This window comes from Mycobacterium sp. UM_11 (assembly GCF_001414075.1).
Lineage (GTDB): Bacteria > Actinomycetota > Actinomycetes > Mycobacteriales > Mycobacteriaceae > Mycobacterium.
On record NZ_LATC01000047.1, the window covers coordinates 1 to 26,269 of the forward strand.

At 69.0% G+C, this 26,269-nt stretch carries 6 protein-coding genes; 2 read left to right on the forward strand and 4 right to left on the reverse strand.

All coding sequences use genetic code 11. The features are described from left to right. The 4 genes from WU80_RS13660 to WU80_RS13675 all read right to left on the reverse strand — a co-directional run. Positions 1-3,451 (reverse strand): non-ribosomal peptide synthetase (locus WU80_RS13660; protein WP_055403181.1); only part of this gene is annotated, 3,451 nt, incomplete at its 3' end. A 416-nt stretch (positions 3,452-3,867) separates the two neighbouring features. After that, positions 3,868-11,514 carry a non-ribosomal peptide synthetase gene (locus tag WU80_RS13665; RefSeq protein WP_055403182.1) on the reverse strand — a complete coding sequence of 2,549 codons (7,647 nt, stop codon included), beginning with the start codon at positions 11,512-11,514 and terminating at the stop codon, positions 3,868-3,870. Further along, positions 11,511-21,764, reverse strand: coding sequence for a non-ribosomal peptide synthetase (locus WU80_RS13670; protein WP_055403183.1), 10,254 nt, complete (start codon positions 21,762-21,764; stop codon positions 11,511-11,513). The genes WU80_RS13665 and WU80_RS13670 overlap by 4 nt, the downstream gene beginning before the upstream one ends. Before the next feature lie 40 nt (positions 21,765-21,804). Continuing rightward, on the reverse strand, positions 21,805-22,035 hold the full coding sequence (locus tag WU80_RS13675; RefSeq protein ID WP_046186970.1) for an MbtH family protein: 231 nt from the start codon (positions 22,033-22,035) through the stop codon (positions 21,805-21,807). Positions 22,036-22,901: 866 nt separating this feature from the next. Here WU80_RS13675 and WU80_RS13680 point away from each other — a divergent pair. Together WU80_RS13680 and WU80_RS13685 are read left to right on the forward strand one after the other, a co-directional pair. Next, positions 22,902-23,321: an MmpS family protein gene (locus tag WU80_RS13680; protein WP_046183096.1), complete on the forward strand. Its 420-nt coding sequence runs from the start codon at positions 22,902-22,904 to the stop codon at positions 23,319-23,321. Beyond that, positions 23,318-26,209 carry an RND family transporter gene (locus WU80_RS13685; protein ID WP_046183079.1) on the forward strand — a complete coding sequence of 964 codons (2,892 nt, stop codon included), beginning with the start codon at positions 23,318-23,320 and terminating at the stop codon, positions 26,207-26,209. The genes WU80_RS13680 and WU80_RS13685 overlap by 4 nt, the downstream gene beginning before the upstream one ends. The last annotated feature ends 60 nt before the right edge of the window (positions 26,210-26,269 follow it).

Sequence of the window (26,269 nt, forward strand, 5' to 3'; positions counted from 1 at the left end):
CCACCCGAAAAACCGTCGCCCGCAACGGAATCTCCACAGCCAAATCAAACGAATAACACGCCGCCGACTCAACCGCCTCCGCCAACCGGTGGTCCGGCCACCCAGCCGCATCGACGATCTGCCAACCGAAATCACCCTGCCCGACGGGGACAACCACTTGCCGGGCGTTCCCCTCGGGCGCGACGAAGATCGTGCGCAGGCTTTCATGCCGGGCCACCACGTCGGCCAGCGCCGCCCCCAGCACCTCGGCGTCCAGCCGTCCGCTCAGGCGCAGTGCGACCGCCATGTTGTGCACCGGCGAAGAACCGTGCAGCTGATCGAGGAACCACAACCGGCTCTGGGCGAACGACAACGGCACCACCGCGGGCCGGGGGCCGGGCACCACTCGCGCCAGCCGTCCCTCGCCCTCGTCGAGCCGGGGCGCCAGTTGGCGGATCGTCGGCGCCTCGAACAGCGCACGCACCGAAAGGGTGCTATCCAGGCTGGTATTCACCGCGGCGACCAGACGCATCGCCGACAGGGAATCCCCGCCCAAATCGAAGAAGGAGTCATCGACACCGACCCGGCCGAGGCCGAGAACCTGCGCGTACACGCCGGCGAGGATCTCCTCGACGGCATTGGTGGGGGCGCGGTAGCCCTGACCGGGGTAGTCGGGCGCGGGCAGGGCCTGCGTGTCGAGCTTGCCGTTGAGGGTCAGCGGCAGCGCGGCCAGCGGGACGATCGCGGCCGGGATCATGTAGACCGGCAACCGCTCGGCGAGTTGGGCGCGCACCACACCGGCGTCCGCGCTGCCGGTGACGTAGGCGACCAGCCGTTTGTCCCCGCCGGGGTCCTCCCGGGCGATCACCGCCGCCTGCTCCACGCCCGCCAAACCCGTTAGCGCGCTTTGGATTTCACCCAGCTCGATCCGGTAGCCGCGAATCTTGACCTGCTCGTCGGTCCGCCCCGCGTACCGCAACTGGCCGTCGGGACCCCACCACACCAGATCCCCGGTGCGATACATCCGCGCGCCCGTCCCGCCGAACGGACACGCCACGAACCGCGACGCGGTCAGCCCCGCCCGGCCGAGATACCCGACGCCGACCCCGGCCCCCGCAACGTACAGCTCGCCGACCACGCCGGCCGGCACCGGCCGCAGCCACCCGTCCAGCACGAACAACGCCGCCCCGGCCACCGGCGAACCGATCGCCGGCGATCCCGAACCGGCCACCAACGGCGCGCTCTTCGACACCCACATCGTGGTCTCGGTCGGCCCGTACACGTTGACCATCAGCCGGCCGGGCGCCCACCGATCCGCCACCTGCGCCGGACACGGCTCGGCCCCCACCACCAGGGCCGCGCCGACGCCCTGTGGCGACAGCACCCCGACCGCGGACGGCGTCTGGGTGAGCACGCTCACCCGCTCGCGAATCACCAACGCCCGCAAGTCATCGCCGCACCGCGCGACCCCATCGGGTGCCACCACCAACCGGCCCCCGTGCAACAACGCGCCCCAGATCTCCCACACCGAGAAGTCGAATGCCAGCGAGTGGCATTGACTCCACACCTGTCCCGGCCCCAGCAAGCCGCCGCCGGCCAGCGCCTCGAACAGTTGCGCCACGTTGCGATGCGTGACCGCCACGCCCTTGGGCACCCCCGTGGTTCCCGACGTGTAGATCACGTGCGCCACGTCGTCGGCGTCCGGGCCCACCAGCCCCGCACACGACTGCACCGGGATCGCCGGGTCGTCAAGGGTCACCACCGCGCCGTCGAATCCACCCAGCCGCGGCCGCAACCCCGGACCGACGATCACCGCCACCGGCGAAGCGTCGCGGAGCATGAACTCCACCCGCCCGACGGGCAACCCGACGTCAATCGGCAGGTAGGCCGCCCCCGCCTTCAACACCCCCAGCAGCGCGATCACCGCCTCCCCGGAGCGCTCGGCGAGCAGCCCGACGCGGTCCCCGCGACCCACACCGCACCCGATCAGCAACCGCGCCAACCGATTCGACGCCTCATCGACCTGTCGGTAGGACCACGAGCGGCCCTCGCATGCGATCGCCACCTCCCCCGGAACCCGCTCCACCTGCACGCCGAACAGCTGCGGAATGGACCGTTCCGGGAGCGCGCGCCGATCCATGGCCGCCCAGTTACCCCAGCCGGCCAGGCACACCCGCTCCGACTCTTCGACCACGTCGATGGACAGCAACCGCCGCGTCGTGTCCGCGGTCAACGCCACCAACACCCGTTCCAAACGTCGCGCCAGGTCGGCGGCGTCGAAGCTGGAGAATGGCTCCCACGCGCCGGCCGTGCTGAGGAACAGCTGGTCACCGTCGGTGGAGAAGATCAACCCGAAACCGGTTGCCTGGCCGGAGTTGGTGTACGACGCCGAGGCGGTGACACCGCCGAAGGGCAGGGTGAACGCGGACGGAATGAAGTTGACGCTCACCCGTTCGGGTGGCCCGCCCGGGCCGCGCATCCTGCGCTCCAGCGCTTGCACCGGAAAACGTTGGTGTGCAACGGCTTCCCTGATCCGTGCGTCGACCTGCCGGCAGAACTCGGCGACGGTGAGCTCCGGCGAGATTCGCAAGACGAGCGGCACCACGCCGGCGACCATTCCCGGCAGCGTTTTCGATTCGGGGCGCACCCGGCGGTTGACCGGGAAGTCGAGGACGACCTCGGAGCCGTCACCGCGAAAGCCCCGCACCAGCAGCCCGCACGCCGCGGTGATCAGCGATGTCTGCGAAACGCCCCACACCTGGGACAGCTTGTTGACCCGGCGAAGGACGCCGGGGTTCAAGGCCACCGGTGCGGACGGCCAGGGGTCGCGCTCGCGCGGCGCCCGCTGCGGCCCCGGGTCGTTCGCCGGCAGGTTGCGGGCCCAGTAGGCCTCGTCGCCGCGGTAGTCGGCCGAGGCTTCGTACTTCGACTCGCAGTCGACCAGGTCCCGCAGCGAGCCGAACACCGCAGGCGGGATGGGGGCGGCGGAGACGATGGCCGAGTAGATGGAGGCGATGCGGTGACCGACGAGCGCGACGCCGGTTCCGTCGATGATGATGTGGTGGCAGCAGGCGAACAGGTGGAATTCGTCGGCACGGGTCTGAAAGAGCGCGAACCTGAACAGCGGGCCGTCGAACGGCATGGGCGTCCGTTGAATCGAAAGCGCCATCCGCCGGGCTTCCCCGACGGCGTCCCGGGATCCACTCAGGTCGTGGAAGGCCAGTTCGACGTCGGGGTAGTCGATGGCCCGTTGGAAGACCTGCCCGTCGCTTTCGACGAACGAGACCCTGGTCGGTTCGGCTTCCTGGACCGCTTGGCGGATCGCCCACTTCAGGGCGTCACGTTGAACCCGGCCGTCGATCCTGACGAAGAGGCCGATCTGCCACTCCGTGCCGGAGTGGCCCGTCTCCTGCGCCAGCCAGATGTCTAGTTGGCCGCGAGTAAGCGGAAGTGCTTGCTCACCAAGCTGCATCCAACTTCCCAACCGTGAGGTTCACCGTTCAAACCCCCGGTTGACTGCTGCCGCTCGACCGAACCCTCCGCAATGCCCGTTCGGTTCCGCGTGCTGGGGCGCACGCACGCATCGCAGTCCGCGTGCGGATCCTCGCCCCGGTTGCCGCCCGTCGCCGACTAAGAGGGAGCCCCGGATGTCCTCATCGAACGGTCCGACGCACACAGTTTCTCCACCAACTTAGTCAACATAAGTGCAACAATCCGAAAGATTAATCGAGCGCAGGTACGTGCGCTAGGGGTTTCGAAAAAGTCCTCGCCGCTTAACAGCAATCCTGTAACAAGGGTCAAAACATACGAGAAGGATGTTTCAGCCCCCGAAACCGGGCATGCGGTTCGGGACGGCCCATGCGGACCGTCCCGAACCGAGTGTGAAGGTTATAGCAGGCCGAGCAACTGCAGGTCGGTGACGTATTTGACGATCACGGCCGGCGTGATGTGCGGGATGTCGCTCTCGACACCGACCTTGGCTTCCTGCACGGCGGCGCGGAACCGGTCGGTCGGGGCGAAGGACCCGTTGGCCGGCTCGGGCGCCTGCAACTGGTTGTAGCCGGGTACCTGCAACATCTGCAGGACCGAGTGCTTGCGCTGCCGCTCCGGCAGGTCGCGCAGCGCGGCCTCGAACCGCTGCAACCATTCGCTGAAATCGTCGATCCGCTCGATCGGGTAACCGGCCTCGATGAGCCAGTCGACATACTCGTCGATGCCGATGCCGTCGTCGTGCGGGTTCATCACGTGATAGGTCTCGAACCCCTCGACCACCTGGCTGCCGAGCGTGGTGACCGCCTCGGCGACGAACTCCACCGGGAGCGCGTCGAAGTGCGCGCGCTGCCGGTTACCGTCGGCGTCCAGCTGGTAGAACGAACGCGGCGCGATGCCGGTCGCCACCAGGCTCAACACCATGCGGGTGAACATGTCCGACAGGTTGAACTGCCCGGCGTAGCTGGTGTCGGACAGGATCATGTCGGACCGGAACACCGAGACCGGCAGCCCGCACAGGTCGTTGGCCTCGCGCAGCAACACCTCGCCGGCCCACTTGCTGTTGCCGTAGCCGTTGGCGTAACTGCCGTCGATCTTTCGGATCGGGCTGATGACCCGGATGTCGGCGTCCTCGGTGAACGCCGCCGGGTCGATCTGGCGGCCGACATCGGAGGTCGACACATACGCGAACGGCTTCATCTTGGTGGTCAGCGCCACCCGGATCAGCTCGGCGGTACCCGCGACGTTCGGCCCGAACAGTTCGCTGTACGGCAGCACACCGTTGACCAGGGCCGCCGAGTCGACGATCAGGTCGACCGTGTCCGCCAGCCGCTGCCACGTCTGCTCGTCCAGCCCCAGGTTGGCCTGGCCCTTGTCACCGGCGATGACCTCCAGGTGGTCGGCGGCCAGCTCCTGGAAGTACCGCAACAACCGCGGGTCGCCGCTGTCGAACGTCTTCTCCAGCCGCTGGCGGGCCTCCTCGTCGGAGCCGGCCCGCACCAGGCAGATCAGCTTGCCGTCCACCAGCTCCAGCTGCTCGAGCCACTGCAACGCCAAGTACCGACCCAAGAAGCCCGTCGCCCCGGTCAGCAGGACGGTCCGCACCTCCGAGCTCGGGCCCGGCAGCGCCGGCGCGGCGTTCAACGTCTCCGCGTCGATGAACTTGTCCAGCTTCAGATCGCTCGCGTACACCTGGGTGGCGTCGCGACCGTGGACGGACGCGAAGGTGGCTCCGCCGCCCTCGGCTTCGTCCTCGCTGCCGGCGTCGCGTTCGGCCTGCTGGCCGAGGCGTCGCACCGACGGCGCCTCGAACAGGGTGCGCACCGAGAGGTTGGTGTCGAGGGCGGTGTTGATCTCCGCGATCACCCGCATCGCGGACAGCGAATCGCCGCCCAGGTCGAAGAAGGAGTCTTCGACCGAGACCCGCTGCAAGCCGAGGACTCCGGCGTAGATGTCGGCCAGCGTCTCCTCCACCGGCGTGGCCGGCGGACGGTACACGCCACCGGTCTTCTGGTACTCGGGGGCAGGCAGGGCGCGCTTGTCGAGCTTGCCGTTGACGGTCAACGGCAGCGCGTCCAGCACGACCACCGCGACCGGCACCATGTAGGCCGGCAGCCGCTCGCCCAGCTGGGCGCGGATCGTGGCCGGGTCCGCGGTCCCGGTGATGTAGCCCACCAGCCGCTTGTCACCGGGCCGGTCCTCCCGGGCGATCACCGCCGCCTGCTCGACCCCGTCCAGGCCGGCCAGCGCCGCCTGGATCTCGCCGAGCTCGATGCGGTAGCCGCGGATCTTGACCTGTTCGTCGACGCGACCCAGGTATTGGAGCTGCCCGTCGGCGCCCCAGCGGACCAGGTCGCCGGTGCGGTACATCCGCGCCCCCGGCGCCCCGAACGGGCAGGCGACGAAGCGCGAGGCCGTCAGACCGGCCCGGCGCGCGTAGCCCATCGCCACGCCGCGACCGGCGATGTACAGCTCTCCGACGACGCCCTCCGGCGCCGGCCGCAGCCACTTGTCCAGAACGAACAGGGCCGCCCCGGGCACCGGGGCGCCGATCGGCGCTCCGCTGTCCGCGCCCAGGGGCGCGCTCATCGCCGCGTAAACCGTGCCCTCGGTCGGGCCGTAGGCGTTGATCATCACCCGGCCGGGCGCCCACCGATCCACCACCTCGGGCGGGCAGGCCTCACCGGCCACCACCAGGGCCGTCGACTCCAGCCCCTCCGGTGAGAGCATCCCCACCGCCGACGGGGTCTGGCTGAGCACGGTCACGTTCTCCTCGACCAGCAACGCGTGCAGGTCCTTCGGCGAACCGGCGACCGATTCGGGCACCACGACCAGCCGGCCGCCGTGCAGCAGCGCGCCGAAGATCTCGTGCACCGAGACGTCGAAGACCAACGAGTGCCACTGCGCCCACACGCCCGGGTCCGGGATGTCGGCGTGCAACTTCTCCAGCAGCTGGGTGGCGTTGTGGTGCGTGACCGCCACGCCCTTCGGCACACCCGTGGTGCCCGACGTGTAGATCAGGTAGGCGACGTCGTCGGACGACGGTCCGGGCAACGCGGTTGCGGGCCGCTCCGCCACCGACGCGTCGTTGACATCGACGACCACCACGTCGGAGCCGTCCAGCCGCGACCGCAACTCGGCGGTCGTGACCGCGGCGACCGGCGCCGCGTCGCCGAGGACGAACTCGATCCGCGCCGCGGGAACCGCCGGATCGATCGGCAGGTAGGCCGCCCCGGTCTTGAGCACCGCCAGGATGGACACGATCGCGTCGGCCGAACGGGAGAACAGCAGCGCCACGCTTTCACCCGGGCGGGCGCCATGCTCGGCGAGGAGGTGTGCCAGCCGGTTCGCGGCCTCGTCGAGTTCGCGATAGGTCATCGAGCGACCCTCGAACGTCAGCGCCACCGCATGCGGCGTGCGGGCCACCTGCTTGGCGAACAGGGCCGTAATCGACGCCGTCGCGCCAACCGGCGCGGTCAGCACCGACCGGTTGCCCCACGCGTCCAGTCGGCCGCGCTCGTCGACGTCCAGGACGTCCATCGCGGACAGCCGCTTGCTGGAGTCGGCGGTCATCGCCGCCAGCACCCGCTGGAACCGCTCGATCAGCGACTCGATGCCGGCCGTGTCGAACACGCTGGTGTCGAACTCGACGCGCAGACCCAGTTCGCGGCCGGGGAGCGCCATCACCGAGAGCGGGTAGTGGTTGTACTCGCGGTTGGTGACGTCGGTGATCGCCAGCTCGTGGAAGCCCAACGGCACGCTGGTGTCGATCGGGTAGTTCTCGTATAGGAACAGCGTGTCGAACAGCTGGTCGTGCCCCGTGACGCGGTGAATCTCGTTCAGCGCCAGGTGCTCGTGCTCGATCGTGTTGTTGTGGGCGCTCTGCAGCTGCTGCAGCAGTTCGACCACGGTGGTTGCCGCGGTGATGTTGGCGCGCACCGGGACCGTGTTGATCAACAGGCCCACCATCGATTCGGCGCCGACCAGATCGGCCGGGCGGCCGGAGACCGCGGTGCCGAAGGCCACGTCGTGCTGGCCGGTCAGCCACATCAGCAGCTGCGCCCAGGCGCCCTGCAACACGGTGTTGATCGTGGTGTGGCAGGTGCGGGCGAGCTCGCCCAGCGCCCGGGTGGTTTCCGCGGGTAGCCGGTAGGACTCGACGCCCCGCCGCCCGAGGCCCCACCGCGCCGGCGGACCGACCAGGGTGGGCTCCTCGAAGCCGGCCAGCACCTCGGCCCACGCGGCACGGGCGGCCGTGCGGTCCTGGGCGGCGAGCCAGGTCAGGTAGCTGCGGTACGTCGCCGGTGCGGGCAACCGCTCGCCGTAGTAGCTGGTCAGGATCTCGCGCAGCATGATCGGCAGCGACCAGCCGTCCATCACGATGTGGTGGTTGGTCAGCACGAACCGGTGCCGGTTGTCGGCGGTCCGGATCAACGCGGCGCGGAAGGCCGGCCGGTTGGCGAGGTCGCTGACCGCCGCGCGCTCGGCGGCGCAGAGCTGTTCGATCTTCTCGTCGGGATCCAGGTCGTCCGCGCCCAGCTGGATGTAGCGCCACGCCATCACCGGGTCGGCCGGGATGACCTGCACGGGCTCGCCGAACTGCGGGCAGAACCGGGCCGCCAGGTTCGGGTGCCGGTTGACGACGGTGTGGACGGCCTCGCGCAACCGGTGCGCGTCGAGGGCGCCGGTCACGGTGATGCCGAGCTGCACCGCGTACACGTCGTCGCCGAGGTCGTGCGCGAAGCTGGCGTGGAAGAGCAGCCCCTGCTGCAGCGGGGTCAACGGCAACACGTCGGCGACCGCGTACTGCTGGCACAGGTCCTCGAGCTGCTGCTGGGTGAGCCGCGCGGGCGCGATGTCCGACGGGGTGAGCCCGCCGCCGCCGCTGCGCACGTGTGCGCAGATGCCGGCCAGCGCCTCGAACCACAACTGGCTCAGCCGGCTGACCTGCTCGTGGTCCAGCGCCGAGGGCGCCCACGTCCAGTTGGCCTGCAGGTGTGGGCCGGCCTCGGTGTCCATGGTCCCGGCGTTGAGGTCGACGGTGTGCATCAACGGCATCGGCAGCGCGGCGCTGGCCGCGCCGGTGAACGACAGGCTGTCCTGGCTGATCCGCCACATCTCGCCGGGCAGATCCGCGGCCGCGCCCAGTCGTCCCAGGTAGTTGAAGCCGATGACCGGGTCCGACCCGTCCAGGTCGACGTCGGTGTTGACGTAGCGCAGCAGCCCGTAGGTCAGCGGGTCGGGCAGGGCACGCAGTTGCTCCTTGGCCTTCTTGACCAGCGCCCCCAGCGCCCGGTCGCCGGCCATCACCTGCTCCCAGTCCAGCTCGCCGACGGTCAGCGCGACCGGGTACTTGGTGGTGAACCAGCCCACGGTGCGGGACAGGTCCACGTGCGGGCCCAGCTCCTCGTGGCGGCCGTGGCCCTCGACGTCGATGCCGATCGGGGCGCCGGTGCCGACGAACCGCGCCCACGCCAGCCCGAACGCGATCAGCAGGATGTCCTGCACGCCGGCGTGGAACGCCGCGGGCACCTCGCCCAGCAGCGACCGGGTGGTCTCCACGTCCAGCGACACCGACAGCTGCTTGGCCGTCTCGTAGGTGTCGACGTCGGGGCGCACCGCCGGCAACAACGCCGGGGTCGACGCGACCTTCCGCCAGGCCTCGGCCTGGGCGACCACCTCGGGGCGCTGGGCGTGCTCCTCGAGCATCGCCGTCCACCGGGCGAACGATGTCCCGCCCGTCGGCAGCGCCACCGGCTGCCCGCCGTGGTGTTGAGCCCACGCGATGTTCAGGTCTTCCAACAGGATCCGCCACGACACGCCGTCGACGGCCAGGTGGTGGATGATCAACGCCAGCTGGGCGGTGGATTCCGCCCAGACGGCGCGGAGCATGGTCCCCGCGGCGGGGTTCAGCTGCGAGCGCGCCGCCACCAGCGCCGCGTCGGACAGCGCGTCGACGGTGTGCACGCAGGTGGCGGCCTCGACCGCGCCGACCTCGGGGACGTGCATCTTCCAGCCGCCGGCGCCGTCGTCGTCGACGCGCAGGCGCAGCGTGGCGTGGCGGTCCAGCAGCGACTGCAGCACCACCAGCACGTCGTCGCGCGTGACGCCCGCGGGGGCCTGCACCACCATCGTCTGGTTGAACTGGTCGGTCGGGCCGTCGACCTGCTGCAGCCAACGCATGATCGGCGTCGCGGCCACCGGGCCGAGGCCCTCGTCGACGACGTCGTCGTCGGAGGCCACGCCGGCCACCCGGGCCAGCCGGGCCACCGTCTGCTCGACGAACACGTCGCGCGGGCGGCACACCACGCCGGCCGCGCGGGCACGGGCGACGACCTGCATGGACAGGATGCTGTCGCCGCCCAGGTCGAAGAAGGAGTCGTCGACACCGACCCGCTCCAGGCCGAGGACCTGGGCGTAGATGGCGGTCAGCGTCTCTTCGACGGCCGTGGTGGGCGCGCGGTATTCACCGCTCGTCTTGTGGTACTCGGGCGCGGGCAGCGCACGCTTGTCCAGCTTGCCGTTGACGGTCAGCGGCAGCGCGTCCAGCACCACGACGGCGGCGGGCACCATGTACGAGGGCAGCCGCTCGCCGAGCCGGGCGCGGATCTCGGCCGGGTCCGCGATCCCGGTGATGTAACCGACCAGGCGCTTGTCGCCGGGCCGGTCCTCGCGGGCGATGACGGCCGCCTGCTCCACGCCGTCCAGCCCCGCGAGGGCCGTCTGGATTTCGCCGAGCTCGATGCGGTAGCCGCGGATCTTGACCTGTTCGTCGGCGCGGCCGAGGTACTGCAGCTCGCCGTCGGCGCCCCAGCGCACCAGGTCGCCGGTGCGGTACATCCGCGCGCCCGGCGCGCCGAACGGGCAGGCGACGAACCGCGAGGCCGTCAGCCCGGGCCGGCGCACGTAGCCCGTCGCGACACCGCGACCGGCGATGTAGAGCTCACCGACGACGCCCTCCGGCGCGGGACGCAGCCACTTGTCGAGCACGAACAGCGCAGCCCCCGGCACGGGCGAGCCGATCGGCGGCGCCCCCGACTCCGGCTTCAGCGGCGCGCTCATCGACGCGTACACCGTGCCCTCGGTGGGGCCGTAGGCGTTGATCATCACCCGACGCGGCGCCCACCGGTCGACCACCTCGGACGGGCAGGCCTCGCCCGCCACGATCAGCGCGGTGGAGTCCAAGCCGTCCGGCGACAGCATGCCCACCGCCGACGGGGTCTGGCACAACACGGTGACCTTCTCCGCGACCAGCAGCGCGTGCAGGTCGTCGGGCGAGCCGGCCACCGACTCGGGCACCACGACCAGCCGGCCGCCATGCAGCAGCGGACCCCAGATCTCCCACACCGACACGTCGAAGACCAGCGAGTGCCACTGCGACCAGACGCCGGCCTTGGGCAGGTCGGCGGGCAGCGCCTTCAGCAACTGGGTGACGTTCTGGTGGGTGACGGCCACGCCCTTCGGGGTTCCGGTGGTGCCCGAGGTGTAGATCGTGTAGGCGATGTCCTCGGGCGCCGGTCCCGGGAGCCCCGAGCTCGGCTGTTCCTGCACCGCCGGGTCGTCGACGTCGACGACCAGCAAGTCGAATCCGTCCAGCCGCGAGCGCAACTCGGCCGTGGTGACCGCCGCGACCGGCGCCGCGTCGCCGAGCATGAACTCCATCCGCGCGGCCGGGACCGCCGGGTCGATCGGCAGATAGGCCGCCCCGGTCTTGAGCACCGCAAGGATGGACACGATCGCCTCGGCCGACCGCGACAGCAGCAGCGCCACGCACGCACCCGGACCCGCGCCGTGATCGGCCAGCAGGTGCGCCAGCCGGTTCGCGGCCTCGTCGAGTTCGGAGTAGGTCAACGAGCGACCCTCGAAGGTCAGCGCCGGAGCCTCGGGAACACGCGCGACCTGCTTGCCGAACAACGCCGTAATCGACACCGCCCCCGCGGCCGGTGCGGTCAATACCGCCCGGTTGCCCCACTCGTCGAGGCGGTCGTGCTCGCCGCCATCCAGCAAGTCGATCGACAACAATCGCCGCCCTGCACCGACGGTCATGACTGCTCCTCCACATCTGCGGTCATGGCTTCCAGCACCCGCCGGAACCGCTCGATCAACCTCTCGATTCTGCCCGTCTCGAAGACTTCTGTATCGAATTCGACGCGAAGAGCTATTTCGTGACCTGGAACGGCCTGGACAGAGAGCGGGTAATGGTTGTATTCGCGGTTGGTGAAGCCATCGATCGCCAGTTCATCGACAGCCGACAGCGCGGCGGTGTCGATCGGATAGTTCTCATACACGAACATGGTGTCGAATAATTGGTCGTGTCCCGTTACACGATGGATCTCGTTGAGCGCCAAATGCTGGTGCTCGAGCGTGTCGTTGTAGGCGCTCTGCAGCTGATTTAGCAGGTCGGCGATCGTGGTTTCCGCGCCGATCGTCGCCCGCACCGGCACCGTGTTGATCAGCAGGCCCACCATCTGGTCCGCGCCCGCCAGGTCGGTCGGGCGGCCCGAGACCGCCGTCCCGAAGGTCACGTCGTGCTGGCCGGTCAGCCACATCAGCAGCTGCGCCCAGGCGGCCTGCAGCACTGTGCTGACGGTGGTGTGGCACGACCGGGCCAGTTCGCCCAGCGCCCGGGAGGTCTCCGCCGACACCTGGAAGGAGGAAACGGTCCGCGGCCCGAGGCTCATCCGGCCGGGCGGGCCGACCAGGGTCGGGGTGTCGAACCCTGCGAGCACCCGCTTCCAGGCCGCCTGGGCGGCGCCGCGGTCCTGCGCGGCCAGCCAGGCGACGAACTTGCGGTACGGCACCGGGGCGGGCAGCTGCACGCCGTAGTAGGCGGCGAAGATCTCCTGCAGCAGGAGCGGCTTCGACCAGCCGTCGAGCACGATGTGGTGGTTGGTCAGCACGAACCGGTGCCGGTTGTCGGCGGTGCGGATCAACGTGGCCCGGAACGGCGGGCGCTCCGCCAGGTCGCACACCGCGGCGCGTTCGCTGGCGCACAGCTGCTGGATCTGCTCCTCGGGTTCGAGGTCTTCGGCGTCGAGTTCGACGTAGTGCCAGGCCAGCGCCGGCTCGGCGGAGAGGACCTGCACGGGCTCGCCGAACTCCTCCAGGAAGTGCGCCACCACGTTCGGGTGCCGCTTGAGCATGGTGTGCACGGCGTCGCGCAACCGGTGCGGGTCGAGCGCACCGCTGACGCTGATGTCGAGCTGGACGGCGTAGAGGTCGTCGCTGCCCTGCGCGCTGCCGGTGTGGAACAGGAGGCCCTGCTGCAGCGGGGTCAACGGCAACACGTCGGCGATCGGGTAGCGCTGGCACAGCTCGTCGATGTCGGCCTGGGTCAACCGGGCGGGCGCCAGGTCCGAGGGCGTCAGGCCGCCGCCGCCGCTGCGGACGTGGCTGCAGATGCCGCTCAGGGCGTCGAACCACAGCTCGCTGAGCCGCCCGACCTGCACCTCGTCCAGCGCCGACCGCGCCCACGTCCAGTTGGCCTGCAGCAGCGGACCGGCCGCGGTGTCCAGGGTCGCGGCGTTGAGCTCGACGGTGTGCGGCAGCGGCATGGGCACCGCCGTCGCCGCGCCGGCCGACGCCAGGCTGTCCTGGTCGAGCCGCCACAAGTCGCTGGACAGGTCGCCCGCGCCGCCCAGCCGTCCCAGGTAGTTGAACCCGATCACCGGGTCCGACCCGTCCATGTCCACGTCGGGATTGAGGTAGCGCAGCAGCCCGTAGGTCAGCGTGTCCGGCAGCGCGCGCAGCTGTTCCTTGGCGTCCTTGATCAGCGCGCCGAGCTCGGCCTCACCGGCGATGACCTGTCCCCAGGACAGCCCGCCGACCTTCAACGCGACCGGGTACTTGGTGGTGAACCAGCCGACCGTGCGGGACAGGTCCACGTGCGGGCCCAGTTCCTCGTGCCGGCCGTGGCCCTCGACGTCGATGCCGATCGGCGCACCGGTGCCCACGAACTGCGCCCACGCCAGCCCGAACGCGATCAGCAGGATGTCCTGGACCCCGGCGTGGAACGCCGCGGGCACCTCGCCCAGCAACAATCGGGTGGTGTCGGCGTCCAGCGATACGGACAGCTGTCCCGCGCTGACGAAGGTGTCGATGTCGCCGCGCGCCGCCGGCAAGGGCGCCGGGGTCGACGCGATCTGGCGCCACGCCTCGGCCTGGTCGACGACCTCCGGCCTGCGCGCGTGCTCCGCCAGCAGCGACGACCACCGCGCGAACGACATGCCGCCCACCGGCAACGCCACCTGCTGCCCGCTGTGATGCTGGGCCCAGGCAATGTTCAAGTCTTCCAACAGGATTCGCCAGGAAACCCCGTCGACGGCCAGGTGGTGAATGATCAACGCCAGCTGACCCGTCGAGGGCACCCAGACCGCGCGCAGCATCGCGCCGCTGGCCGGGTTCAGCTGCGAGCGCGCCGCTTCCAGCGCCGCGTGCGACAGCGTCTCGACGGTGTGCACGCACCCGCCGGCGTCGACCACGCCGACCTCCGGCACGCGCAGCGACCAGTCCCCCGCGCCGTCGTCGTCGATGCGCAACCGGAGCATCGCGTGCCGATCCAGCAAAGCCTGCAGGACCACCACGACGTCGGCCTCGCTCACCCCGGCCGGGGCCTGCACGACCATGGTCTGGTTGAACTGTTCGACCGGGCCGTCGACGCTTTGCAGCCAGCGCATGATCGGGGTCGCGACCACCGGGCCGATGCCCTCGTCGACCACGTCGTCGTCGGTGGCCACCCCGGCCACCCGGGCCAGCCGAGCCACCGTCTGCTCGACGAAGATGTCGCGCGGGCGGCACACCACGCCCGCCGCCCGGGCGCGCGCGACGACCTGCATGGACAGGATGCTGTCGCCGCCGAGGTCGAAGAAGGAGTCGTCGACGCCGACGCGGTCCACCCCGAGCACCTGGGCGTAGATGCCGGCCAGGATCTCCTCGACGGCCGTGCTCGGCGCGCGGTAGTGATCGGCGTCTTGATATTCGGGCGCGGGCAGGGCGCGGGTGTCGAGCTTGCCGTTGACGGTCAACGGCAGCGCCTCGAGCACCACCACGGCGGTGGGCACCATGTAGGTCGGCAGCCGCTCGCCGAGCCGCTCGCGGATCTCGGCCGGATCGGCGGTCCCCGTGATGTAGCCGACCAGCCGCTTGTCGCCGGGGCGATCCTCGCGGGCGATCACCGCCGCTTCGTTGACGCCGTCGAGCGCGGCCAGGGCCGCGTGGACCTCGCCGAGTTCGATGCGGTAGCCGCGGATCTTGACCTGTTCGTCGGCGCGGCCCATGTACTGCAACTGGCCATCGGCACCCCAGCGCACCAAATCCCCGGTCCGATACATACGTTGTCCAGGCGCGCCGGTCCCGCCGAACGGGCACGCCACAAACCGCGTAGCGGACAGGCCGGACCGGCCCACATATCCGTGCGCCAGGCCTCGGCCGGCCACGTACAACTCGCCGACCACGCCCTCGGGCACGGGCCGCAGCCACCCGTCCAGCACGAAGAAGCCCAGGTGGGCCAGCGGGACGCCGATCGGGCTGGCATTGCTGTCGACATCCCCATCGACGATCTCGCGGAACGAGGCGTGCACCGTGGTCTCGGTGATCCCATACATATTGATCAACCGCGGCAACCCCGGATGATGGTGCAGCCACTTGCCCAACCGGTGCGGCTCGAGGGCCTCCCCGCCGAACACCACCGTCTGCAACTTCAGCTGCTGGCCCAGCTCCGGGGCCAACGAATCGGCGGTCTGCAACGCATAAAACGCCGACGGCGTCTGACTCAGCACGCTGACCTGTTCCCGGACCAGCATCGCGTGCAGCTCTTCGGGCGAGCGGACCACCGCATCGGGAACGATCACCAGCCGGCCGCCGTACAACAGCGACCCGAAGATCTCCCACACCGAGAAGTCGAAGGCCAGCGAGTGGCACTGCGTCCACACCTGCCCCAGCGCCAGCTGCGCGTCCAGGGATTCCAGCAGCTGAGTCACGTTGCGGTGCGGCACCGCCACGCCCTTGGGGGTGCCGGTGGTCCCGGACGTATAGATGATGTAGGCGATGTTGTCCGGGGAAGGCGCGGGCAGCCCGTCGGTGGACTGGGAGGCGACGGCGGGATCGTCGAACTCGATGGCGTCCAGGTTTTGTCCGTCGAGCCGCGACCGCACCTCCGCGGTGGTGACGGCGGCGATCGGCGCCGCGTCGCCGAGCACGAAGTCGATGCGCGCCGCCGGCACCGTCGGGTCGACGGGCAGGTAGGCCGCCCCGGTCTTGAGCACCGCCAGGATGGCCACGACGGCCTCGGCAGTCCTGGGGAACAGCACCGCGACGCGCTCCCCTGGGCCGGCACCCCGGCTCACCAAGAGGTGGGCCAAGCGGTTCGCCGCTTCCTCGACCTCGCCGTACGTCCAGGACCGGTCACCGTCGGTGATGGCCATCGCCTCGGGCGCGCGGGCCGCTTGCGCGGCGAACAGCTCCGGGATGGACGCCAACTTGGGTGCCGGCTCGGCCAGCACCGGCCGGTTGCCCCAGTCGTCCAGCCGGGTGTGCTCGTTGGCGTCGAGCAGGTCGATCGCGGACAGCCGCCGGGAGGGATCGGCGGTCATGGCCACCATGACCTGCTGCAGCCGGTCGATCAGCGTCTCGATCGCGGCGGGGTTGAACACCTCGGTGTCGAACTCGACGCGCAGGCTCAATTCGTGACCCGGGGAGGCCACCACGGACAGCGGGTAGTGGTTGTACTCCCGGCTGCTGAAGTCGGTGACGGCCAGCTCGTGGACGCCCAGCAGCGCGCCCGCGTCGATCGGATAGTTCTCGTAGAGGAAGAGGGTGTCGAACAACTGGTCGTGTCCGGTGACCCGGTGGATTTCGGGCAGCGCCAGGTGCTCGTAGTCGACGGTGTCGTTGTGCAGGCGCTGCAGCTGGTCGAGCAGGTCGGCGACGGTGGTCGTCGCGGTGATGGCGGCCCGCACGGGAACGGTGTTGATCAGCAGGCCCACCATCGCGTCCGCGCCGGGCAGTTCGGTGGGACGCCCCGAGACCGCGGTGCCGAAGGCCACGTCATGCTGGCCGGTCAGCCAGGTCAGCAGTTGGGTCCACGCTCCCTGCAGCACGGTGCTGATGGTGGTGCGGCACGAGCGCGCCAGCTCGCCCAGCGCGCGGGTGGTGTCGGCGGGCACATGGAAGGCGGCGACGCCGCGGCGCCCGATCTGTCCGAGCGGGCCGACCAGGGTGGGGGTCTCGAACCCGGCCAGCGCCTGGGCCCAGGCCGCCTGCGCGGCGGCGCGGTCCTGTCTGGTCAGCCAGGTGACGAAACTGCGGTACGACGGGGCTGCGGGCAACCGCTCGCCGTAGTAGCTGGCGAAGACTTCCTGTAGCAGCACGGGCAGCGACCAGCCGTCCACCACGATGTGGTGAATGGTGAGCACGACCCGGTGCCGGTCGGGCGCCGTGCGGATAAGCGCGCCCCGGAACGACGGCTGGCCGGCCAGGTCGCACACCGCGGCGCGTTCCTCGGCGCACAGCCGCTCGACCTGCTCGTCGACGTTGCCGCCGTCCAATTCGACGTAGCGCCAAGCCATTTCGGGCTCGGCGGGGATGACCTGGACGGGCTCGCCGAAGTCTTCGGAGAAGCGGGCGACCAGGTTGGGGTGGCGCTTGACGGCGGTGTGCACCGCGGCGCGCAGGCGCTGCGGGTCCAGGGCGCCGCTGACGGTGATCCCGAGCTGCACCGCGTACAGGTCGTCGAGGTCCTGCGCGAAAGCGGTGTGGAACAGCAGGCCCTGCTGGACCGGGGTCAGCGGCAGCACGTCGGCGACGCCGCCTTGCCGGCACAGGTCGTCGATCTGCTGCTGACTCAGATGCGCGGGGGCGATGTCGGACGGGGTCAGCCCACCGCCACCGGCCTTGACGTGCGCGCAGATTCCGGACAGAGCCTCAAACCACAACTGGCTCAAGCGATTAACGCGCTCGTGGTCGAGCGCCGACGGGGCCCAGGTCCAGTTGGCCTGCAGGTGCGGGCCGGCCTCGGTGTCCATGGTGCCGGCGTTGAGTTCGACGGTGTGCGCCAACGGCATGGGCACCGCGGTGGCGACCGCGGCAACGGCCAGGCTGTCGTGGCTGACGCGCCACAGGTCCTCGGAGAGGTCGGCGCCCGCGCCGAGCCGGCCGAGGTAATTGAACCCGATCACCGGGTCGGCCCCGTCCAGGTCCACCTCGGCGTTGAGGTAGCGCAGCAGGCCGTAGGTCAGGCCGTCGGGCAGGGCGCGCAGCTGTTCCTTGGCGTCCTTGATCACCGCGCCCAGCGCGGCCTCGCCGGCCACCACCTGCGACCAGTTCAGCCGGCCGCCCTTCAATGCCACCGGGTACTTGGTGGTGAACCAGCCCACCGTGCGCGACAGGTCGACCCGCGCAGCCAGCTCCTCCTGACGCCCGTGCCCCTCCACGTCGATGCCGATCGGCGCCGCGCCGGTCCCCAGGAATTCGGCGAACGCCAACCCGAAAGCGATCAACAGGATGTCGCCCACGCCGGCGTGGAACGCGGCCGGCACCTCACCGAGCAGCAGCCGGGTCGTCTCCACGTCCAGCGAGACGGACAGCTGACCGGCGTTGACGTACGTGTCGACGTCGGGTTGAACCGCCGGCAACGCGGCCGGGGTGGTCGCCACCTGCCGCCATTCGTCGGCCCGGGCCACCACGTCGGGACGTTGCGCGTACTCCTGAAGCAGCGACGACCACCGGGCGAACGACGTCCCGGGCGCCGGCAAGGCGATGGGCTGCCCGTTGTGGTGCTGGGCCCACGCGATGTTGAAGTCTTCCAACAGGATTCGCCACGACACCCCGTCGACGGCCAGGTGGTGGATGATCAGCGCCAGCTGGCCCGCGGACTCCGCCCACGCCGCACTGACCATGACACCGGCGGCCGGGTTCAACCGCGACCGTGCCTCCGCGAGCGCCTCGTCGGACAACGCGTCGACGACGTGCACGCAACCGCGCGCGTCCACGGAGCCGACCTCGGGCACCTGCAGCGACCAGCCGCCGGCGCCGTCGTCGTCGGCGCGCAGCCGCAGGGCGGCATGCCGGTCCAGCAGCGCCTGCAGCACCACCACCACGTCGGCCTCGGTCGCCCCGGCCGGGGCCGACACCACCATGGTCTGGTTGAACTGCTCGATGGGGCCGTCGATGCTCTGAAGCCACCGCATGATCGGGGTCGCGACGACCGGCCCGACGCCGTCGTCGCCGGCGCCGGCGGCGCCGTCGGCGGCCACCTCGGCCACCCGGGCCAGCCGGGAAACCGTCTGCTCGACGAACACATCGCGGGGCCGGAACAGGATGCCGGCCGCGCGGGCCCGGGCCACCACCTGCATCGACAAAATGCTGTCGCCACCCAGGTCGAAGAACGACGCGTCCACCCCGACCCGCTCCAGACCCAGCACCTGGGCGTAGATGTCGGCCAGCAGCTCCTCGACGGCGTCGCCGGGAGCGCGGTATTCGGCGGTGGCGTATTCGGGGGCCGGCAGCGCTCGCCGGTCGAGCTTGCCGTTGCCGGTCAACGGCAGGGCGTCCAGCACCACCACCGCGGCCGGCACCATGTACGGCGGGAGGCGGTCGGCCAGCGCGGCCCGGATCGCGGCCGGGTCGGCCGTCCCGGTGATGTACCCCACCAGGCGCTTGTCGCCGGGCCGGTCCTCGCGGGCGATCACGGCCGCCTGGTCCACCCCGTCGAGGCCCTTGAGCACCGATTGGATCTCGCCGAGCTCGATGCGGTAGCCACGGATCTTGACCTGCTCATCGGAGCGGCCGAAGTACTGCAGCTGCCCGTCCTCGCCCCAGCAGACCAGGTCGCCGGTGCGGTACATCCGCGCCCCCGGACCGCCGAACGGGTTGGCGACGAAGCGGGAGGCCGTCAGGCCGGGCCGGCGCACGTACCCGATCCCGACGCCGCGGCCCGCCAGGTACAGCTCTCCGACGACGCCGGCCGGAACCGGCTGTAACCACTTGTCCAGCACGAACATCGCCGCGCCGGCGATCGGCGAACCGATCGGCACCACGGCGGATCCCGCGGTCAGCGGCTTGCTGATCGACGCGCACACCGTGGTTTCGGTCGGGCCGTAGGCGTCGAGCATCACCCGCCCGGGCGCCGCCCACCGGTTGACCACGTCGGCCGGGCAGGCCTCGCCGGCCACCACCAGGGCGGTGGACTCCAACCCGTCCGCCGGCAACATCGCGACCGAGGACGGGGTCTGGGTGAGGACGCTGACCTTTTCCGCGACCAGCAGGTCGTGCAGGTCCTGCGGGGAGCTCGCCACCGACTCGGGCACCACCAGCAGGCGCCTGCCGCGCAGCAGGGCGCCGAAAATCTCCCACACGGAGAAGTCGAAGGCCGCGGAGTGGCATTGCGTCCACACCTGTCCCTTCGGCAGGCCGGCGTCCAGCGACTCGATCAGCCAGGTGACGTTGAGATGAGGAATGGCAACGCCTTTGGGGGTTCCGGTGGTTCCGGAGGTGTAGATGATGTAGGCGATGTTCTCCGCGGCCGGTGCGGGCAGGGCCGTGTGGGGCTGGGTCTCGACGGCGGGGTCGTGCACGTCGACGACCAGCAGGTCACGCCCTTCGAGCCGCGAACGCAGATCCGCCAGGGTGATCACGGCGCTCACCGCCGCGTCCTCGAGCACGAACTCCATGCGCGCCGCGGAGTGCGCCGGGTCGATCGGCACGTAGGCGGCTCCGGTTTTGAGCACCGCGAGCATCGCCACGACCGCGTCGGCGCAGCGGGGGAACATCACCGCTACGCAGTCACCCGGCCCCACCCCATGTCCGGCCAGCAGGTGCCCCAGCCGGTTGGAGGCCTCGTCGAGTTCGGCATAGGTCAACGACTTGGCAGAGCAGGTCACCGCCAGGGCGTCGGGCGCGGCCTGCACGTGCTCGGCGAACGCCACCGGGATCGACACCGGCGCGGGCACCGGCTCGGTCAAGGCCGCCCGGTTGCTCCACTCGTCGAGCCTGGCCGGCTCGTCGGCGGCCAGCAGGTCGATCGAGGACAGCCACCGCTCCGGGTCGGCGGTCATCTCCTCCAGCACCTGCTGCATCCGCGCCGCGAGGTCGGCGACGCCGAAGTCCGCGAACGGCTGGCCCGGTCCGGCGGTGGACAGGAAAAGCTGGTCGCCCGCGCCCAGGAAGAACAGGCTGAAATGCCCCACGGGCCCGTGGTTGGTGTAGGTGGCCGTTGCCGGGGAGCCGGCCAGGTCCAGGGTCAGCCGCATCGGGATGAAGTTGATGCCGACCCGGGTCGCGGCCTGCCTCAGCCCGTCGCTTTCGAGGGTGTGTACCGGAAATCGCTGATGGTGCAACAACTCCCGGATCCGGATGTCGACATGCTTGCAGAAATCGGCGACAGTCGACGTGGGGGACGTGCTCAGGACCAGCGGCACGACGCCGGCGAACATCCCGGGCAGGGTCTTCGATTCCGGACGCACCCGCCGGCTCACCGGGAAGTCGAGGGCCACCTCCGAACCGCTCCCCGACCACGCCCGCACCAGGAGCGCGCAGGCGGCGGTGGTAACGGAGAACCGGCGGATGCCCAGCTTCTTGGACAGTTCCTTGATCCGGGTGGTGACGGAGGGGTCCAACTGGACGGACGCCGACGGCGAGTAATGGTCCTTGCCGCGCGGGCCGTCGGTGGGCCGCTCGACCCATCCGCTCTCGGGCGGAAGGTTGTTGCTCCAATACTCCTGATCTTCCAGATACTCGGCGGACGCTTCGTATTCGGCCTCCAGGTTCACCAAATCCTGCGTCGATCCGAAATAGGCGTCGGGAATGGGTTTTCCGGCCACCATGGCCGAATAAATGGTCGAAACCCGACGGCAGACCAGCGCCATACCCAATCCATCAATTGCTATGTGGTGGCAGCAACCGAACAAATAAAACTCTTCGGCCTGTGTCTGGAATAACACGAATTTGAAGAGCTGACCGTTCAACGCCATCGGGGTCCGCTGGATCGACGACGACATCGCGCGGGCTTCCGCCACGGGGTCGGGCGAGGCCGTGAGGTCGTGGAAGGTCAGCTCGATGTGCGGGTAATCGATCGGTTTCTGGACAACCTGGCCGTCCACCTCGAAGAACGACACCCGGCCGGATTCGGCCTCCGCCACCGCCTGCGTGATGGCGCGCTCGAGGGCCGCACGGTCTACCGGGCCCTCGATCTTCACCAAGAGCCCGAGTTGCCACTCCGTGCCGACGTAGCCCGTTTCCTGCGAAAGCCAGATGTCCAGCTGCCCGCGCGTCAGCGGAAGTGCGCGATCACCATCTCCCATCGACTCCCCCAAAGCTCCACCCGCCCCATACCCCGACTCGTTACTGCTCAAAACCCCGGCCCGTTGCGAGCTTGTCCCGCAGGCTCTTTGGCCGAATGTCAGGCCAGTTCTGTTCGATGTACTCCAGGCACGCGGCCCGGTCCGTCTCCCCGTACACCACTCGCCAGCCGGCGGGAACGTCGGCGAAGGCCGGCCACAGGCTGTGTTGCTCCTCGTCGTTTACCAAGACGTAAAAACTACCGTTGTCGTCGTCGAACGGGTTGATGCTCACAATTCTCCAGAGACGTCTAGTTGACACGAGTGGAACGGTTCCAAACCATACTGGAGGCACCACCGTGCGTCCGAGGTTTGGACAAAGTTCCCCGTGCGACCTCTCAGGCTCTTAACGCTGCCTAAAAATTGGGCTGGTGCAGGCTGCGCAGCTGCCGCCGTTGGCTGCTTTGAGCTGCGACAATGGCTTACCGATGCGGCTCGCGATTGGGCTGGCTCGGCCTTCGAGGACGATGCAATTGTGGGTGCTTGTCGTCGCTCAGCCTACCGACCCGAAAGCCGCCGGGAAAATCACCACGCGGGGTGCCCGCGACGACGCCGGCGGCGCCGCGGAAGCGGGCCTGGGGCCCACCCGGCCGCGGGCCGCCCGGACGTCCATCGGGGCGCCCGTGAGCGACCCGTCCGGCCGGCGGCCGACATGCGTTACGCACGCGGTATGCATTACGATCCCGTATCTCCTTGTCGAAGGCCCGATACGGAGAGGATCGGCGTGGTTTACTCATGAAGACACTGGTCACGCCCGCCGGGGGGCAGGGCTCGTACGAGGTACCGAAGAACGACTAGGCTGCGACGTACACCGCGTTCGATGTGCCGCAGGCTGGCGTCGCGATCGCCATGTAACAGTTTGTCCGGGCCGGCGGATATGGCAAGAGACGTCCAAATGGGGTAGAAGGGGGTGCGGTGGTCGAACCCGACGTGCGGGCCCGGCCCGATATCACCATCACGAAAGGCCGCGACATTAGCCAACCGACTAGTCGTCGACGCCGTTTTCTGCCCTTTGGTCGCCGATCGTCAGCCGAGGCCACCGAACGGCGGACCATTCCGCGGGAGAACCGTCGAAGCCAGGAACCGGCGATTCTGAAATTCCTGAAGCATGCGTGGATTCCGTTGGTCATCGTGGCGGTCGTCGCGGCCGGCGGTTTGACCGTTTCGCGCCTGCACGGAATTTTCGGATCGGAAAAGCGCCCGTCGTATGCCGACACCCGACAGCAAGACACCAAACCGTTTAACCCCAAGCACGTGAAGTACGAGGTTTTCGGCCCGCCCGGGACCACGGCCGACATCAGCTATTTCGACGCCAACGGCGAACCGCAGCACATCAACGGAATACCCCTCCCGTGGAGCTTCGACATCGCCACCAACCTCCCTTCCATCGTGGGAAACGTTGTGGCACAAGGCGATAGCGAAAGTCTCGGTTGCCGTATACTCGTGGACGGCGTGGTCAAAACCGAGAAGATCTCAAACGAGATGAATGCGTTCACCTATTGCGTGCTGACGGCGACATGAGTAACCGGGATTTGGCGACGGAACCGACGTCTCCACCATTCTTCGCACGGATGATCCGCCGATTCTCCGTGCCGATCATTTTGGGATGGCTGGCGATCGCCGTCCTCATCAGCATCGGCGTTCCGTCCCTGGAGCAGGTCGAGCAAGAGCGCGCCGTACCGCTGAATCCGATCGGTGCGCCGTCGTTCAAGGCGATGGAACGCCTGGGCACCGATTTCAAGGAAACCAACACCGGCGCCCTGGCCATGATCCTGTTGGAGGGTCAGCAGCCCCTCGGCGACGACGCGCACCTGTATTACGACCGGCTCGTCAAGCAACTGGAAGCCGATCACCAGCACGTGCAGCACGTCCAGAACTTCTGGGGCGACCCGCTCACCAGGGGCGCCGCGCAAAGCGCCGACGGCAAGGCCGCGTATGTGCAGGTGAACCTCAACGGCATCCAGGGCGGCAGCGCCGGCGACCAGTCCGTGGCGGCGATCCGAAAGATCGTGCAGCAGGCGGACCCGCCGCCGGGTCTCAAGGTCTACGTCACGGGCCCGGCCCCGATCATCGCCGACATGAATATCGCCGGGCAGAAGACCGTCGCGCTGGTCACCCTGGTGAGCCTGGCGGTCATCTTCATCACCCTGCTGCTGGTCTACCGCTCGGTTGTCACCGTAATTCTTCTGCTATTGATAGTCGGGCTGGAATTGCAAATCGCCCGGGGAATGGTCGCATTACTGGGCCATTTGGGCATCGTCGGCCTTACCACCTTCGCCGTCAACCTATTGGTGGCCGCGGTGATTGCGACGGGGACGGACTACGGAATATTCTTCGTCGGCCGATATCAAGAGGCGCGGTGGGCCGGTGAAAGCCGGGAAATGGCGTTCTTCACCACCTACGCCAGCGTGGCCAAGGTCGTCCTGGCCTCGGGTCTGACCATCGCCGGGGCCGTGCTGTGCCTCAGCTTCACCCGGTTGCCGTATTTCCAGCCCCTGGGCATCCCGTGTGCCGTCGGCATCTCGATCGCCGTACTCGTCGCGTTGACGCTGGGGCCGGCGCTGATCGCCGCCGGCGCCCGGTTCGGGCTGTTCGAGCCCAAGCGGGCTATCACGGTGCACCGGTGGCGCCGGATCGGCACGGCCATCGTCCGGTGGCCCGCGCCGATTCTCATCGCGACGATGGCCGTCGCGCTCATCGGGTTGCTGACCCTGCCGAACTACCGGCCCAGCTACGACGACCAAAAGTTCATTCCCGCAAGCATTCCCGCGAACGTGGGGTTCGCGGCCGCCGAGCGGCACTTCCCCGGGTCGCGGATGGCGATGCCCGAGATCCTCTTGGTCGAGACCGATCACGATCTGCGCAATCCGGCCGACATGCTGGTGATCAACAAGCTGGCCAAGGGCGTGCTCGCGGTCCCGGGTATCGCGTCGGTGCAGACCGTCACCCGCCCCGAGGGGGCACCGCTTCAGCACACGACGATCCCCTGGATCCTCAGCATGGGCCAGGCCAGCCAGCTGCAGAACATGGCGTTCCAGAAGGACCGCATGGACGACATGCTCAAGCAGGCCAACGAGATGGGCAAGATGATCGCCGTCATGCAGCACATGCTGGACCTGATGCGCGAGCTGGTCGCCACGACTCATCAGATGGTCGCCAAGACGCACGAAATGCAGGAAATCACAAGCGAATTGCGCGACCACATCTCGGACTTCGAGGACTTCTTCCGACCGGTCCGCAGCTACTTCTATTGGGAGCGGCACTGCTACGACATCCCGATCTGCTTCTCGTTCCGATCCATCTTCGACGCGATCGACGGCGTTGACGAGGTCAACGACAAGTTGCGCGATCTGGTCGGCAACCTCGATCAGCTCGACGCGCTGCTGCCGCAACTGGTGATGCAGATCCCGCCGATGATCGAGACCATGCAGAGCATGCGCACCATGATGCTGACCATGCACAGCACCATGTCCGGCGTGATGGGACAGATGGATTCGAGCGCCAAGGACCCCAGCGCCATGGGGCAGGCCTTCGACGCGTCCCGCAACGACGACTCCTTCTACCTGCCGCCGGGCATCATCAACGGCTCGGACGCCTTCAAGCGGATCATGAGCGTGTTCCTGTCCCCGGACGGCAAGGACGTTCGCCTGCTCATCTCGCAACGCGGTGACCCGGCGACGCCCGAGGGGCTCTCGCGCGTCGAGGCGATCAAGACGGCGGCCGAGGAGTCGCTCAAGGGCACGCCCCTGGAGAATTCGAAGATCTATCTCACCGGCACCGCATCGATCACCAAGGACTTGGTGGACGGTTCGAAATTCGACCTGCTGATCGCCGGGGTCTCCGCGCTCTGCCTGATCTTCATCATCATGCTGATCATGACGCGAAGTTTCATCGCCGCCATGGTCATCGTCGGCACGGTATTGCTTTCGCTGGGAGCCTCATTCGGTCTGGCGGTGCTCGTCTGGCAGGACATTCTGCACATCCAGTTGCACTGGACCGTGCTATCCACCTCGGTGATCGTGCTGCTAGCGGTCGGGTCTGACTACAACCTGCTTCTCGTCTCACGAATGAAGGAGGAGATCGCCGCCGGCATCAACACCGGCATCATTCGCGCGATGGCCGGTACCGGAAAGGTCGTGACCAACGCGGGCTTGGTGTTCGCATTCACCATGGGGTCGATGGTGGCGAGCGACCTGCGCAGCATCGGTCAGGTCGGTACCACCATCGGCATGGGCCTGCTGTTCGACACGCTGATCGTCCGCGCGTTCATGACGCCGTCGGTCGCCGCGTTGCTCGGACGCTGGTTCTGGTGGCCGCAACAGGTGCGTCCCCGCCCGGCCAGTTCCATGCTCCGGCCGACCGGTCCCCGCCCGTTGGTTCGTTCCCTGTTGTTGAAGCAGCCGCTCTGAGCGGCGGGTCCAGTTGAGTAACGGGACGGCGCAATCGTGGGGAACATCGTGACACAGGAC